Origin of the sequence: uncultured Senegalimassilia sp. (assembly GCF_902464545.1) — a bacterium.
Lineage (GTDB): Bacteria > Actinomycetota > Coriobacteriia > Coriobacteriales > Eggerthellaceae > Senegalimassilia.
The window spans coordinates 1-14,143 of the sequence record NZ_CABQJR010000039.1 but is presented as its reverse complement, the minus strand read 5'-3'; the positions used below and the strand labels follow the sequence as shown (position 1 = coordinate 14,143).

Genomic DNA, 14,143 nt, shown 5'->3' with positions numbered 1-14,143 from the left:
GCCCTTTCGCTTCGGGAAGTGGAAGACGCGCTCTTACGGGAGTTCGCGCGCTAGGTGCTCGCCGCGCCTGCAGCCGCGCGTGAGCGTCCCGACGGCCTGCGACGAGGCCTCGGATATCGACCACGGGCCGCCGACGGCGGCCATGAGTTCGAGGGTCGCCGGGTCCGAGAGGTCGGCTTGCGCCTCGAATTCCGGGCACGGTTCGAGCAATATGCTGCGGAGCCTGTTCTTGCTGCGCGCGTTCTCGCGGGTCAGAAAGTCCCTTTGCGCGGCGAGCGACCTGGCGGCCTCTATTTCCGGCGGCCTGTCGGCCACTGCAAGCAGCGCGTCGGGTATGCCCGGCGCCGTCTTGGCTATGACCATCGCGCCGCGCTCGTCGGTCTTGGCGTCTCCGGCGAACAGCTTCGAGGCGCCGTGCGCGGCGAGCCCGGGCAGGTACGCGCGCGGCATCCCGGCGAGCTTGGCGCGCGAAAGCGCGAGCGAGCCGATGTTGCGGACCCGGTCGACGACGACCGGCGTGCCCGGATACTGCGCGTAGAGCCCGTCGATGGCGTTCTCCCTGTTGGGAATGGGGGCTGCTTGACAGGAGCTCGCCCTCGCGCGTGACGACGCACGCTCAGTGCGCCGATTTCCCGACTCCGCTTGAAGACTTTCTTGCTTGCCTGGAGTTTATCGCTGGGGGTCCTGTTTTTGAAGCGAAGAGCGTGTCGCTATTCAGCAAGCGTTTGTGCCCTGCGACTTCTGGACGGTTTTGCAGGAAACGGGCGCCGATTTCGCCATGGGTCCTGGGCTTCTGGACGGTTTTCGGCGGGGGTTGTCGCCGTTGGCTTCGCCGACCTGGGGAAACGTCGGCACCGCGCGGCGTTTCGGGTCGGTTCGGCTTGCGAAACCGCTCAGAAGTCGCAAACGGGGCTTGCGGGCGGCAAGGGTGGGGCAGCAAACGCTGCGAAGCGGGCCGGATTCGCGGGGCGCAAGGGGTGAGACGGGTGCCAAAGGGCGTGCCTTGCGCGGGGGGTCTCGCGAGCGTGAACAGGGGACGGAGGTGTGTTCATTTCCGAACGCACCTCCGTCCCCTGTTCATGTGCGATTACAATCGTGCATCGCCGCGGCGTGCGCGTCTGGTGCGTGGCGGCTTTCGTGCGGGGGAGGGAGACCCTCTTCCTGTCGGCTTTTGCCGTTAGGCGGCGGCAAGGCGCTCCGGGATCGCCGAGTTGCGCGGTTGCGCGCAAAAAAAACGGCGCTGGACCTTGTCCCATGCGGCGTGCGTTTGTTTGGTTATTGAAGAAAAGTGCAGGTTATGAGCGGGAACAAAGATAAGGGCAAGAAGTGCGGCCAGTCCAATAAGCTGCCCTTCGTTTTGATGGGCGGGCATATTTGCGTCGATGCCGCGCAGGGCGGCTTAGCTTCGGTGCTGCCGTTTCTGGTGATTCAATCCGGGTTCTCGTACACTGAGATAACGGCGCTGGTTTTGGCGTCGAACGTCGCGTCGGCGGTCATCCAACCCCTGTTCGGGCTCATGGGCGACAAGAAGGCGCGTCCGTGGCTCATGTCGGTCGGCGTGGCGCTTGCGGGCTTGGGCATCGCGCTGGTGGGCGTGCTGAAGTCGTATTGGCTGGTGGTTTTGGCGGCAATGGTCTCGGGGATCGGCAATGCCATGCTGCACCCGGAAGGGGCGCGCTTGGCATACCTGGCCGGCGGCGACGACAAAGCCATGAGCATGTCGATCTTCTCCGTCGGCGGCCAAATAGGCTTCTGTCTAGGGCCCATCATCAGCGTCGCCGCCGTTACGGCGTTCGGGCTTTCGGGCACGCTCGTGTATCTGGTCCTCTGCCTTCCGTACGCGCTGGTGCTCCTTGCGCTGAGCAAGCGCTTCCTGGCCTTCGGCGTCCGCGGAGGCGGCTCGTTGGCGGGCCGGGGCAAGCGCGACCGCTGGGGCGCGTTCGGCGTGGTGCTCGGCGCGCTTTCGGTTCGCTCCATCGTGTTCTATGGCGTGACCAGCTTCTTCCCGCTCTACTTGGTGGCCACGTTCAATGCGGCGGAAGATTCCGCCTCGCTGCTTATCACTGTGTTCTCGATTTTCGGCGCGATGGCAACGGCTTCGGCTGGCTTTGCATCGCGTCGCGTTCCCACGCCGCGCCTCATGATCGGCTGTTTCGCTCTCATGGTGGCGTCGCTTGCCTCGTTCCTGCTTTCGGGCAGCGTGTGGCTTTGCGTGGTGGCGGTTATGGTGTTGGCGATGTGCCTGAATCTTTTCAACCCGCCCGCCGTGGCGCTGGCGCAGGAGTATCTGCCCGAGCATTTGGGCACGGCGTCGGGGCTCGCCTTTGGCGTGGCGGTAGCCGTCGGCGGCATCGCGTCGCCCATGCTCGGTGCGCTGGGCGACGGCGCGGGCCTTGCGTCCGCCATTTGGGTTCTGGTTGCGCTCGCCGCGGCCGGCCTTGCGTTCTCGCTCGGCGTCGCCGCGATCGAGCGACGCGGCGCGCGGAAAGGCTAACAAGCAAAAGCCGGCGATTGTCGGCGCGTGGATGCGCGCTCGAAGCGAATCTGAATCTCCCCTGATTCCGCCGACAGGGGACTTTTCATTGTTCATGATGTTCGCAACGGAGGATTGGACCCTGGGATGGGAGTTCCATCGCCCAAGTACGCGGCCGAGTTCAAGCGATATGTTGATCGTTACGGCGCCCGCGGCCTTGCCCGCGGGCGCCCCCCCCCCGCGACTTCTGGGCGGTTCTGCAGGAAACGGGCGCCGATTTTGCCATGGGTTCGGACTTCTGGGTGGTTTTCCGCGGGTGTTATGCGGCGCCGGCTTCGCCGACCTGGGGAAACGTTGGCGCCGTGCGGCATTTTGGGCTTATTCGGCCTGCAAAACCGCCCAGAAGTCACGAGTAGTGTTCGCGCCGCCCGCATTGCGACTTGCGCGCTTCGACGATTCGCGTACTAACACTCTTACTCTCGGCTTCGCCGTTCAAAAAACTTAACATTCCTGATATTGAGGCAAATACAAAGTATTTTGAACGGCGGCATAGCATGTGGACCAACGCTTACTCATACGAGGACATCGGCGAGTTCCTGCGGGACGCGCGCAGGGCGCGCGGTATCACGCAGGTGGAGATGGCGAGGAAGCTCGGCTTCTCGTCGGTCACGCTCTCGGCGCTCGAGACGGGCAAGAACGCGTCGGCGGTCAAGGTCGATCGCTATCTGCAGCAGCTGGGTTTTCGCATGGTGATCGTGCCCAAGGGCGCGGATGTGGAGGTGACCGAATGAGGCAGCGTTTACCTCGGCGGGTGCGAAAACTCATTGCGCGGCGGCGGGCTGCCGTTCAACAACCTCTATTTTGCCGTCCATGCCGGCTATCCAGCCACGGAATTGGGGGCTGTCGATTACCTTTACCCGCACTCGTGCGGTTTCGCCGTCGGGATTTACTGCAACGTGTCCTTTGAGCCTGTCTCCGAAATGGTCGTACAACGGGTTCATCATCTTCCGTTCTTTGACCTGAAGCGTTATCCATTTTGATATTCCTAAGAACATGCCGAACTGCGTGCACTCGAAATCCTCTAGGTCAAAAGCGTTGATTTTCGCGCTTACTGCGCCGTCCACGCAGGTGTCGAGAACTTGTTCCATGCGATCGAGTCGCCGCGCTATGACCTTATCGCGCTCTTCGCTGAAGGAAACCATGTAGTAGCAGTCGTTGATGTGCGTGAGCAGAATCGGGGTTTCCGTCTTGGTCTCCCTGTATCGGGATTTCTTCTCCAGGTCGAATCCTATGTCAAGATACTCGAAGGATACCTTGTGCCGCGGCGATGCGGCTAGCGCCCCTTGGATAACCTCGATATTCCGAAATACCTGATTATTTTTGGTTTTTGGTCGGCGACCCAGGCGAATCTCGGCTTTCAGGGATTGCGATTCGCTATGCGACCCAAGGGCGAGGATGGATTCCACGAGGTCTCTTGACGTTTGCTCGTCGATCGATCTGGAGCTTTGAACGATGTCGATAAGCATCTTAAGCTCGTTTTGCCGAAATCGCCGCGAGGAGATGTAATATTCGAATGTTCGATGTTTCTCTCGCGTAATGGCGATTCCGAAATCCTGCAACGTTTTGATGTCGCTGCGAACCGCGCGCTGGTTCGCCTCGGTGTGGGGCAAGCCAAGCCTATCGAGCAGTTGCTTGACGGAGAACCGATGCGTTCGGTCGCTCTCCTCTTCGAGAATCATCTTCACCGTCATAAGACGGTGCTTATGTTTGGCTCCGCATCGGTTTGACTGTTTGCTGGTCATAGCGCCGTCCTTGCTAAAAAAGCCGTTATAACGACCTGATAAGGTCGTGAAAATTCTAACCCGTTGACTACGCTTATGAGCAACCATTTATGCAAATGGCCTGATGACCTCGGTAAAAACGAACTGGTGTGCAGGTATGCGTGAACAGGGACGGTGAACAGGGGACGGAGGTGTGTTCAGGATGCGTCTTCGGGAAGTGCAAGCCTTTTCCTGAACACACCTCCGTCCCCTGTTCACCCTGTTCGCCTAGCGGAAACGATTGGAGGTAGGTGTGGCGGAAACGGAGAAAATCAGGAGGCGCTCGGGGATTGAGCGGGTTTTGGGCCAGTCCATCGGCGTTGATCCTGAGCAATGCGGGCTGCTTTTGCTGGCTGGCCCGGTTGGCGCGGGCAAGACGTACTCGTCCATGAGCCATATCGCTGATCAGCTTATAGCGCTTGGGCCGAAGTGCAGGCGGTTCGTCTTTGTGACGAACGTGAAGCGGAATCTTCCCGTTGACGAGTTGCTGCAAATCCTCGATGAGCGCGGCCGTCCCGAGCTTGCCGCATACGTGGTTAAGCTCGACTCGAATCTAGGGATGTTCCAAAGCAATATCAACGCCGCAAAAGGCGTTATGCCAAGCGCCCCGTTCTCCTATTGGAAAAAAGGACCCAAGAAGCCCGGGTCGAATGAGCGCGCGGTCATCAAGGCCGAATTCAACATCCGGAACCTTCCTGAGCTGCAAGAAGCGGAGAGGCTACAACGGATTCTCGAGGAGACGAGGAACCTCCCTCTGCATGTCGGCGCCGCCCGGCGCAAGGCGATCGAAGGTGCTGAGAAGGAGGCGGAGAAGGCCGAGAGCAAACTTCGACGCTATATTTCGTCGGTATTTGCATCCATGTGCAAGCTTGACGAAGGCGGCTACCGCTTGATGACGCGGCAGGAGAAACGCGAACTGGTCGAGTAAAGTGCCTGGTGGGAGTGGCTAAGAGTGCTGTATCCATCGGTCCTGACGCACAAGAAGCGCGTGCTGTTCATGAGCGTGAACAAGCTGTTGGTGAAAAATTCCCCCATCATCGAGCCGTCGGAAAGCATTTGGGAAAGCGACTTGCTACGAGGCTCGGTCGTGATTATCGACGAGTTCGAGCTATCGAAGAGCGTCATCAACGATTTTCTGATTCGCGAAAGCGTTGGCAAGATGGCGGACATGGTAAGCATGTTCCGCATGCTTATGGGCCGCGCGCTCGAGGGTCGCCAGATTGACGGCAAGGGCGGCGACGGCAACGCAGGCGCGGCTTTCACGAGCGAGCTGTTCCGTAGCCCCTCGGACAAAATCGGCTGCGGGCCTGAGCTTCGTGCGGAGTTCAACGGCATCGTGAGCGCTGCGGAAGAGGTCTATCTCGAGCTGCACCTGGACAAACAGTTCCGCCTGAGCGATAGGCTGCGCTACAAGAACCAGCCGTTTCTCTTCAACGACTTCCAAAGCCATATCGTCGATGTCGAAGACAGCTCCTGGTCGGCGATCCGTTTCCTTGAAAGCCAGAACACCATCGAATTCGGTTCGGGCACTCCGCCCTATGCCGTGGGCGAGACTCTGATGGCGGGGCTGCGCGAAGCCGATTCCTACTCCGTCCCGTTGCTGCTGAGCAGGCTCGAAGGGCTTGTCAGGTGGATCGTCAGCTGGATCGCCCGCGTTGCTGAGAACTACCAAGCGGTCGTGGCCGAGGATGCCGATCAGGGAAAGCGTCCCGAAATCAGCTTCGACCAGGCTGTCGGCACGGTGCTGTCCGAGTTGAACATGATGGACGAGGTGCATGGCGAGTCGAATCCGGCGCGCCGCCGCGTTATCGAGATGGCGCATGAGGAGCGGGCGCGTCGCGCGGCGGCCGACGACGGGGCAACGGATGATGATCCGGCAGATTTGAGCTTGTATCACAAGGGCTTCAGGGTGCACGCGTTCACCGAGTCCGCGCAGCACGACACGTTGACGCGCATGGAGCGCTGCGCGCTTTCCTGCACGGCAGAGCGCAAACTTATCGAATTGAGCCGTCGCAACTTCGTCGTGGGCATTTCTGCGTCCCTAGACATACCGTCCGTCCTGGGCAATTACGATATCGAGCACATCCAGGCGGCTCTCGGCGACCGTTGCATCATGCTGGATGCGGACCAGCGGCAGGGAATCGAGGAAGACTACCAGCGCAGCGTAAGCCGCTACGATAGCGTTGAGATTCGCGTCAGCAAGGTTTTCGACGTGGACCCCGAAGGGGAGTACAGCGAGAAAGCGTGGCTTTCCGTGTTCGATGATGTGGCTGTTGCTCGCAAGGCCTTCAACAAGGTCGCGATGGATTTTTCCGCCGATGACGGGCGCTCGACGTTCGGGCAGCGGCGAGTGCTGAAGGTCTGCGCCGCGTTCAAATGGTTTTGGGAAGCCGACGATGCTCACGCCATGCTCTGCGTTTTGAACGCGCTGCCGAAGGCCGGCGGAGGCGAGTTCGACCTGCTAAAGCTCAAAGACATGTTCGGGATGGTCTTCGAGCAGCTAGGGATCGACGGCAACGTGGACGACGCGTTTTGCGTGCTCGGCGGTGGCAACGAGGAATTCGAACGTGCGAAGAAGCAGGCGCTTTCGCGCTTGGCGGCGGGCGAGAAGCTGTTCGTGATCACGGCGTATCAATCCGCGGGTGCGGGGCAAAACCTGCAATACAAGATCCCCGAAGGCGTAACCCCCGTTCAAATCAACGATCGCCCCGCATCTGGGGAAATGGATTTCGATTGCCTGTACGTGGAGGCCCCGACCCATACATCCCCGGTGATCACCGGAAACGAGAAAGTGGACGAATACCAGGTGGTGCATCATATCTTGGGATGCGAGTACCTGTACGAGAATGCCGAAATCAGCAGAGGGGCGTTGCTCAGGAGCGTTTCGGAGGCGTTGCGCGCGCTTGGCGGTTCCGGGATGGACTACGGCTACAAGGCGACCGATAGCGCGCGGCTGTTCGGGGCGAAGCAGGTGTATCAGGCTGTGGGTCGTTTGAGCAGGACGAACATGAAGACGCCGGTGATCAGGCTGTTCGCTGACGCCCGCCTTATGGAAGGCGTTCCCCTAGGCGTGCTGAAGTCGTGCGGGCTTACGTTCACGCCCGAGTTCGGGGCGATGGTGGACGCGTTCGATGAGCCGATTCCCCAGCCTTCGAAGGGCGCCAAGCGCTTGCAGCACGGGGCGGCGCGCGCGTCCGACAGGTCGCGGGCCTGCATTAACTCGCTTTTGGGCTCCGGCTGGCGGGCCGATGCTCGCAAGGCGTGGTTTGACCTGGGGAATCAGGTTCTCAAATACCCGACGCTTCCCGACGGTTGGAGCGAGGTCCCGTATATGGAGCGATGCTATTACGTCGAGCTCGATGCGAAAAGGACGTCGTATCGCTACACCGCAAAAGATGATTTCGCGTCGGTCGAAGTGCTCTTCGATCCGCCTGTCGGCGCAAAAAGCTTCGAAGTGAGCGAGAAGGCGGCGCGCCTGGACGCGCTCATGCGCATCCCTGGCATGCGGAGCTATTTCGAGCAGTGTGGATACGCTACGAAATGGGAGGCCTCGACAAGGATCATGACCCCCATCGTCGCCGAGAGCATCTACAAGGGGCGCCTTGGCGAAGTGTGCGGGCGTTTCGTCCTCGAGCAAAGCGGCATTGCGGTTGCGGATATCGACGACGCTTTCAGGTTCGAGAAATTCGACTTCGTGCTGCCTGGCACGCTGGGCGATCAAGAGGTGTTTATCGATTTCAAACACTGGAAAAAGCACTCGGACAGAACGGGATGGGACTCGGAGAAGCTCATCGACTGGGTGTTCGCGAAGATGGAGGCGATCGACGCCAAGAAGGCCATCGTCGCTAACGTCTTGCCTCCTGACGAGGGCGATTATCGGGAGACGCACCGCTCAAAAGACGGGCGAAGGCTTCTTGTGGTGCCGGCTCTCGCCAAAGGCGATTGCTCGTTCGATGAAACGGCGATTCAAGCTATAAGGAGGTTTACCGATGGCATTGCTGACTAACAAGCTGAGCATTTCCTTGGCGCACGAGGAGTTTGACGCGCGGTATGACGTGTTCGAGGTGACGAAAGAGGGCAAAGGCCGTCTTTCTTGGTCGTCGCGCGTTTTCGAGGCGTTTGGCGCCCCGTATATCCTCTCGATCCTCGGTCAAGGCGGGGATGATCCGTTCTATATCCTTGCCCCAAAAGGCCTTGCGTCGGTGAGGGGGCTCCGCGATCATTTCGAGAACAGCTACGGCGGCGTTATCGAGGACGAGGATTTGGAGCCGGCCGACGTGGCAACAAACTTGCTTCCAAAACAGGTGCCAAGCCGCGATGTACCGGAGCACGTCTTGGTGCAGCTGCTGCTTAACGCGCTTTTTGCGGGCAACAGCGAGAACGGGCCGTCCCTGCAAAACGTCACTGGGCATCTCTATTGCTTCAAAACAGGCAGGGATTGGGTTAAGAAAACGAAGAGCGGGCGCAATCTGCACATTATCGGGCTGGAGCTCAAGGTGACGCCGGAATTGTTGCTGAAGGTGAACGTGAGAACGTTCACCAGGGCAAATGCCGCCGGTCTGATATTCGATGACAGGAAGAAAAGCGAGTTCCCGCGGTACGTGGTCGATTTCGATGGCCCAACCATGCGTCGCGTTTCCCCGGGCGAAAGCCCTGAGGCTGACAACGTTTTCATCCAGAAGCAGTACGAGGGGAAGAAAAGCAAGATCCCGTTTTTGAAATACGGCAATCGGAAGGCTTTTGCGAACTCGAAATGCGGGGTTATCCAGGAAGTCGTCGAGCGGTTTAACGAGACGTATGCGGGCATGGCAAGCATATCTTTCGAAGCGATTGACGATTCCAAGCGCGCCCCCGTTCCCAAGAAGCTGATGAAAGTCGATTACCCCGCATGGTTTGCGCGGGACGAGTATGTGGTGGTTGACGTCGCTAAAGACGCTGCAAGTAGGAAGGCGTGCGAGTTTGTTGCCGATTGGCTTGCGTTCGACGAGCATCTCGGCGCGCGCCCGCGCATCGTGGACAGCGCCATCGCCGGTGCCAACAACTTGCTGATCCTTCATGAGAAAGCGTATTACAAGGACTCGGGGATCGACGACCCCTATGCCGCTTCCGTGCTTGAAGGCGTGGCATGTCAGCATTTGGCCGTCGAGACCGTGCAATCCGAGTTCGGTAAGCCGAAGGAAGACAGCGGCATGCGTTTCGTCATTCCGAAATGCCTGGTCGAGGCCGCGGTTAAGCGCGATATTTGCGATGGTGCGATGCGCTTGTACGATTGGAGTGAGCTCGAGTGCGACGGGCCGCTGGTTTTTGCGCTGTGCGGGCCCGAGTCGAAGGAGGAAAAGAAGGAGCGCGAGAGGGGCAAGTCGCCAAGGCGTTATTCGTTCCTTGAGGTGAACCCGACGGGCGCATTGGCCTTCTATCAGGGGTGTTCAGACAACGCCGTCTCGGGTTCCAAGTGGGATAAGCTCGCAGACGTGTTCACAAGCGAGTGGTCGTATAAGACGGAGGGCTTTGTGGTCAACGCCGCCGGCGACATCGATGCGATCGAGGTGACGGATGGATTTCCCGTCCCTGACCTTGTCACGATCAAGCGCGCCGTGGAAAGCATCGACTGGTCGCTGCCGAAAAGCGATGTGCTCGAGGCGGTATCGACTCTTACGGAAGACCCCGCCGTTGATGTTGCGCTGCGGGCGCTGTGTGAAGAGGTTTACGAAATGCCGGATCCTTTGGTGAAGGCGTCGAAGCTCAATTCCCTGGTTGTGGATGCTGCGAGGATGATCGATAGAAGCTATACGGCACGGCGTATTCGAGAGTTGGTGGACGCTCGGCTGGATGAGCGGTTCGCAAGGCGCCTTTTGACCGGCGTGCCACGCGATAAGGAAGCGCTTGCGACAACGTACGAGCCGATCGTTAAGATGCATTGCATCCGGGAAGACGATTCGCTGCTGTATTGGGTGAGCAACTTCGATGGCCTAAGCCGGACGGGTCGGGAAAACGGCTGCGTCATCAGGAGCGTTCGCAGCGTCAACGGCGAGAATCCGTTCTTCGCTGATTTGCTCGAAACGCTCGTCGTGCCCATCGCGCGCCTGGGCAACGCCTCGGTGCTGCTTCTGCCCTTCAAGTACCTCCGCGAATGGATGCGAACGCAGCAGCAGAGCGAACGAGGTTGAGTGGGGGTGCGCTTGCAATGATGGCGGGGCAGGGTGCGGACCCGCCCCGCCGCGGAAGCGAACAGGGGACGGAGGTGTGTTCAGGAAAATCGTGAACACACCTCCGTCCCCTGTTCGCTCGTGAACACACCTCCGTCCCCTGTTCGCTCGTGAACACACCTCCGTCCCCTGTTCGCTCGTGAACACACCTCCGTCCCCTGTTCGCTCGTGAACACACCTCCGTCCCCTGTTCGCTCGTGAACACACCTCCGTCCCCTGTTCGCGACCCGCCCTTTCGTCTTACAGCCCCCAGCGGGCGTATTCTAGGTAGCCGGCTACGCTGTAGTGTTCTGCCCAGTCGTCGGCCGGGGAGCCTTCTCCGCCGACGATTCCCAGGAAGCCGTTCTCGACTTTTTCACCCTTCTCATTCACTATCAGGGCGTACCAGTGGCCGTATTCGTGCGTGGGTTTGCGCAGCTGGCAGGCCAGAGTCAGCTTAGGTTCGCCCTTTTTGCGGAAGAACGCGCCTTCCTCGTTGAGTTTCTTGATGAGCGTGCCGTCAAGCCAGAAGCATATGAACGGCGCCTCGAACGCGTCGGTGAGCGCTCCGGCCTCGCTGTTGTACACGTAGCAGAACAGCGCGCGGTCGCGCGAGCGGGCGAGAAGGTCCACCTCGCTGTCCTTGAGCTTGAACTCGACCACGGCGAACGCGCCGGGGCGGTTCGGGTTCTCGCTGACGGTGGTCACCGCCGTCTTGACTTGGAAAAAGAACGTTTCGGGTGGTGTGCCCGGCTTCTCAAGTTGTTGCTTGAGGTTTAGCGACACCACGTCGATGCCCATGTCCGCGGGCGGGCGAAGCGCGTCCAGGCCGTTGCGGTACAGCGAGCTCATCAGCTGGTACTCGCCGGTGTATCCGTTGTAAAGCAGATTGTAGAAATCTTGGGCCACGTGCCGCTCCTCCTCTTGGTTCGAACGGTTAGATTCTAGCGTTGGGCCGCGCGATCCTTTGCGAGAAGTTACCGGTTTTGACCCATCGAGCAGGGTAGGGAAGCGGGTGTTCGGGGGACGGTGATTGTCCGCCGTGGTGCTCAGATCGATTGCTCCGATGTGCTTAGGAAGCTCTTGGCGAAGTGTCAAAAGCTCCCTTGCTGTCGTCTGCCGTAGGCTTTGGGTTTTCGGGGACGGGTCGGAACAGCGGCATTCGGCCTAGGATGTGTTCGCGCTGCCTGCCGCTTTCAGCTTCGCAGGTACGGAGCGAGAGTGTCGGCGCACTCCTTGGCGATGATGTTCGCGCGTTTGAGGACTTTTGCGCGCAAGTCGTCGTCGAGTAGGACGATTTGCGCGATGAGCGCCTTCGCGATCTGCAGTTCGTCGAGCCACGGCTCGTCTTCCCAGAGGTCCTTCAGCGCATCCGTGGCGTCAAGGGCCTTGGCGTATTGCGCGTCCGACGATTTGGCCAGCGCGCCTTCCTTGTTGTTGCGGATCTCCCAGACGAAGGCGCACGCGGGGTTTCCGACCTGAGTATGCGCCTTGACCGAGCGGTTGTCCGGATGCGTCGCCGCTTGCGGGTTGGTCCGTGCGAGATATGCGGCGCGGCTCGGCAGCGCGGCCGAGATTTGCCCCGTGATTGCGAGCAGCTCCTCGGCGTGCACGCAATATATGTCGCAAACTTGAAACGGGGTTCTGCGCTCGGCTTCGACAAGCTGCTCGTCCGGCGTGTTCCATGCGCCGTCCACGCGCATGGCGTTCGCGTGGGCGATACGCTCGCTCAGGCTTTTGCGTGCGCTTGCCCCGTTCGGGTTTGCGCAGGCGTCCGCTTCGCGCGGGCTTTTGCGGGCGCTCGTCTCGTTTAAAGTTGCGTGGGCGTTTGCTTCGTTAAAGCTTGCGAAGGCGTTCGTCTTGTTCTGGCTTTTGCGGGTGCTTGCCTTGCCCGAGTTTGCGCAGGTGCTCATTTCGTTCGGACTTTTGCGCACGTTCATTTCGCTCATCTTCGCTCCTTCCTTAGGCTGCAGCGCCGGAATCGCTGTCCAGGTTGTCGGCGTCGAGCAGCGTGTCGATCCAGATCTCGTCGTCCGGCCCCGGCGGGGGAAGGAAGTCGAGATCGTCGTCTTCGCAGATCGAAAATGCTTTGTGTTTCTCCGGCGCCTCCCAGGTTGCAGCCGTTTCGCAATTCTCGGGCGCTTCGTCATTAGCGGCAGCTTTGAAGTCCTCGGGTACTTCCCAGGTTATGGATGCCTCGCAATCCGCAAAAGCTTCGCAGCATGCGGGCGCTTTAAGGTTCGCGGCAAGTTCGCGGTTCGAGGCAGCTTCGTCATTCGCAGCAGCTTCGCCGTTCGCAAGCTCATCCCAGCCTGCAGTCGCCTCGCCATTCGTGGAAACTTCCCACCCCGTAGACATCTCGCAACTCGCAATAAACTCGCGATACCTCGGGTGCTGCTCGAGCGCATAGGCGGGCTCGCACACGCCGCGGTGGCCGCGCTCGAACAGCCACCAGTTTCCGGCCGGCGTCTCGAGAAGCGTCGAGGGCAGCTTGTTGGCACGCAGCGCGAAATACTTCGCAGTCCGCTCGTCCTGAAATGCCAGTACCAGGTGCCGGTCGCAATTGCCGATGATCGAGTTCGCCACCGCCTGGTCGTAACGCGCCTCAAGCTGGCTGACCGTTTGGCAGATGATGGTGCAGCTGACTTCGCGGCTGCGGATGACGGAGAGCACGTCGTCGAAGCCGGGCAGCGTTAGGTTCGCAAAATCGTCCAACATGAAGCGAACGGGCACGGGCAGCCGGCCGTCATTGCAGCACATGTCCCCGAAATCGCACAGGCTTGAGAACGCTTGGCGTACGAAAAGGCTGGTCAGAGGCACCAAACTGCGGTCCATGTCGTCCATGGTCACGAACAGAGCGCGCCGTTCGCGCCCAAGGTCGCAAAAGTCGATTTGCTGCACCTTGCGAAACGATGCAAGTGCGCCGTCGAACGTCAGCGGCAGCAGGTTTGCGGCGATGATGCCCATGATGCTCGAGTGCATCTTGTCGGCGCGCGCCGTGCTCCTTGCGCGGCGGAACAGCGAAGCCGCATAGCTATCGGGGTCCTACTTGGAAAGGTCGGCGAACAGCGCGTCGGCGTTGCCTTCGCACGCCTGCTCGTACACGCTCACCACCGACGCCATGTTCCACTCGCGGTCGGGCAACGCCTCGAACACGTAGGCGATGTAGCTTGCAGCATAGTTAGCCGCCGCGCCCGCCCAGAACGGGTCGTCGCCCATGTCCGCACGGGGGAATAGCGCGCTGGCGATCGCGATGATGTCCTGCGCAAGAGGATGGCCTTTGCGCCAGCGAACGTGGTGGAGCGGGTCGTAGCCGATCTCGCCGTCCATGGTGGTGAAGTCAAGGCGGTCGACGACGTACCCATGGGCCCGTAAATACGGTGCCATCTCGTCATATAGGCGGCCCTTGGAATCGAGCACGATGTAGGAACCCTCGCACTGCAGCAGGTTGGGCTTCAGGAAATTGCGCGTTTTGCCCGATCCGGAACAGCCCAGAACAAGCACGTTGTTGTTGAGACCGGTCGCCCACGAGTCCATGCTCGCGGCGTGTTCGGAGGTGAGGATGAGCTGCCCCGCGTAGGCGGCGCGGGCGTTCGCACGGTTGTCTATCATGGCTGCTTTCGCTTTCTGCTACAGGTTTGCGCTGGTGAATGGGGGGGTGGGGA

9 protein-coding genes and 1 pseudogene are annotated in these 14,143 nt (G+C 60.2%); 5 read left to right on the top strand and 5 right to left on the bottom strand.

The window, feature by feature from the left end:
* Window positions 1–33: 33 nt before the first annotated feature.
* Window positions 34–489 carry a transposase gene (locus tag RDW26_RS08965; RefSeq protein WP_307983334.1) on the bottom strand — a complete coding sequence of 152 codons (456 nt, stop codon included), beginning with the start codon at window positions 487–489 and terminating at the stop codon, window positions 34–36.
* An 808-nt stretch (window positions 490–1,297) separates the two neighbouring features.
* Between RDW26_RS08965 and RDW26_RS08960 the strand changes: the two genes are divergently transcribed.
* Both RDW26_RS08960 and RDW26_RS08955 read left to right on the top strand, forming a co-directional pair.
* Window positions 1,298–2,494, top strand: a complete 1,197-nt coding sequence (locus RDW26_RS08960) for an MFS transporter (RefSeq protein WP_307983333.1) — start codon at window positions 1,298–1,300, stop codon at window positions 2,492–2,494.
* 533 nt (window positions 2,495–3,027) lie between these two features.
* The gene (locus RDW26_RS08955) at window positions 3,028–3,264 is read left to right on the top strand and encodes a helix-turn-helix transcriptional regulator (RefSeq protein WP_307983332.1); all 237 of its coding nucleotides are present in this window, start codon (window positions 3,028–3,030) and stop codon (window positions 3,262–3,264) included.
* Window positions 3,265–3,294: 30 nt separating this feature from the next.
* Here RDW26_RS08955 and RDW26_RS08950 read toward each other — a convergent pair whose 3' ends face one another.
* A complete protein-coding gene (locus RDW26_RS08950) occupies window positions 3,295–4,275 on the bottom strand; it encodes a WYL domain-containing protein (RefSeq protein WP_307983331.1) in 981 nt (326 codons plus the stop codon).
* A 271-nt stretch (window positions 4,276–4,546) separates the two neighbouring features.
* Here RDW26_RS08950 and RDW26_RS08945 point away from each other — a divergent pair, with 271 nt between their 5' ends.
* Genes RDW26_RS08945 through RDW26_RS08935 form a run of 3 tightly spaced genes read left to right on the top strand, consistent with a single transcriptional unit; the run spans window position 4,547 to window position 10,460 of the window.
* A complete protein-coding gene (locus RDW26_RS08945) occupies window positions 4,547–5,221 on the top strand; it encodes a hypothetical protein (RefSeq protein WP_307983330.1) in 675 nt (224 codons plus the stop codon).
* A 24-nt stretch (window positions 5,222–5,245) separates the two neighbouring features.
* Window positions 5,246–8,299 (top strand): hypothetical protein, encoded by a 3,054-nt coding sequence (locus RDW26_RS08940; RefSeq protein WP_307983329.1) that lies wholly within the window; start codon window positions 5,246–5,248, stop codon window positions 8,297–8,299.
* A complete protein-coding gene (locus RDW26_RS08935) occupies window positions 8,283–10,460 on the top strand; it encodes a hypothetical protein (protein WP_307983328.1) in 2,178 nt (725 codons plus the stop codon). The genes RDW26_RS08940 and RDW26_RS08935 overlap by 17 nt, the downstream gene beginning before the upstream one ends.
* A gap of 279 nt (window positions 10,461–10,739) precedes the next feature.
* Here the strand turns inward: RDW26_RS08935 and RDW26_RS08930 are convergent, their stop codons facing one another.
* From RDW26_RS08930 to RDW26_RS08920, 3 genes and pseudogenes are all read right to left on the bottom strand, one after another.
* A complete protein-coding gene (locus tag RDW26_RS08930; protein ID WP_307983327.1) occupies window positions 10,740–11,387 on the bottom strand; it encodes a hypothetical protein in 648 nt (215 codons plus the stop codon).
* Window positions 11,388–11,674: 287 nt separating this feature from the next.
* On the bottom strand, window positions 11,675–12,427 hold the full coding sequence (locus RDW26_RS08925; protein ID WP_307983326.1) for a hypothetical protein: 753 nt from the start codon (window positions 12,425–12,427) through the stop codon (window positions 11,675–11,677).
* 13 nt (window positions 12,428–12,440) lie between these two features.
* Window positions 12,441–14,015 (bottom strand): annotated as a pseudogene (locus RDW26_RS08920) (VirD4-like conjugal transfer protein, CD1115 family).
* Between the last annotated feature and the right edge of the window lie 128 nt (window positions 14,016–14,143).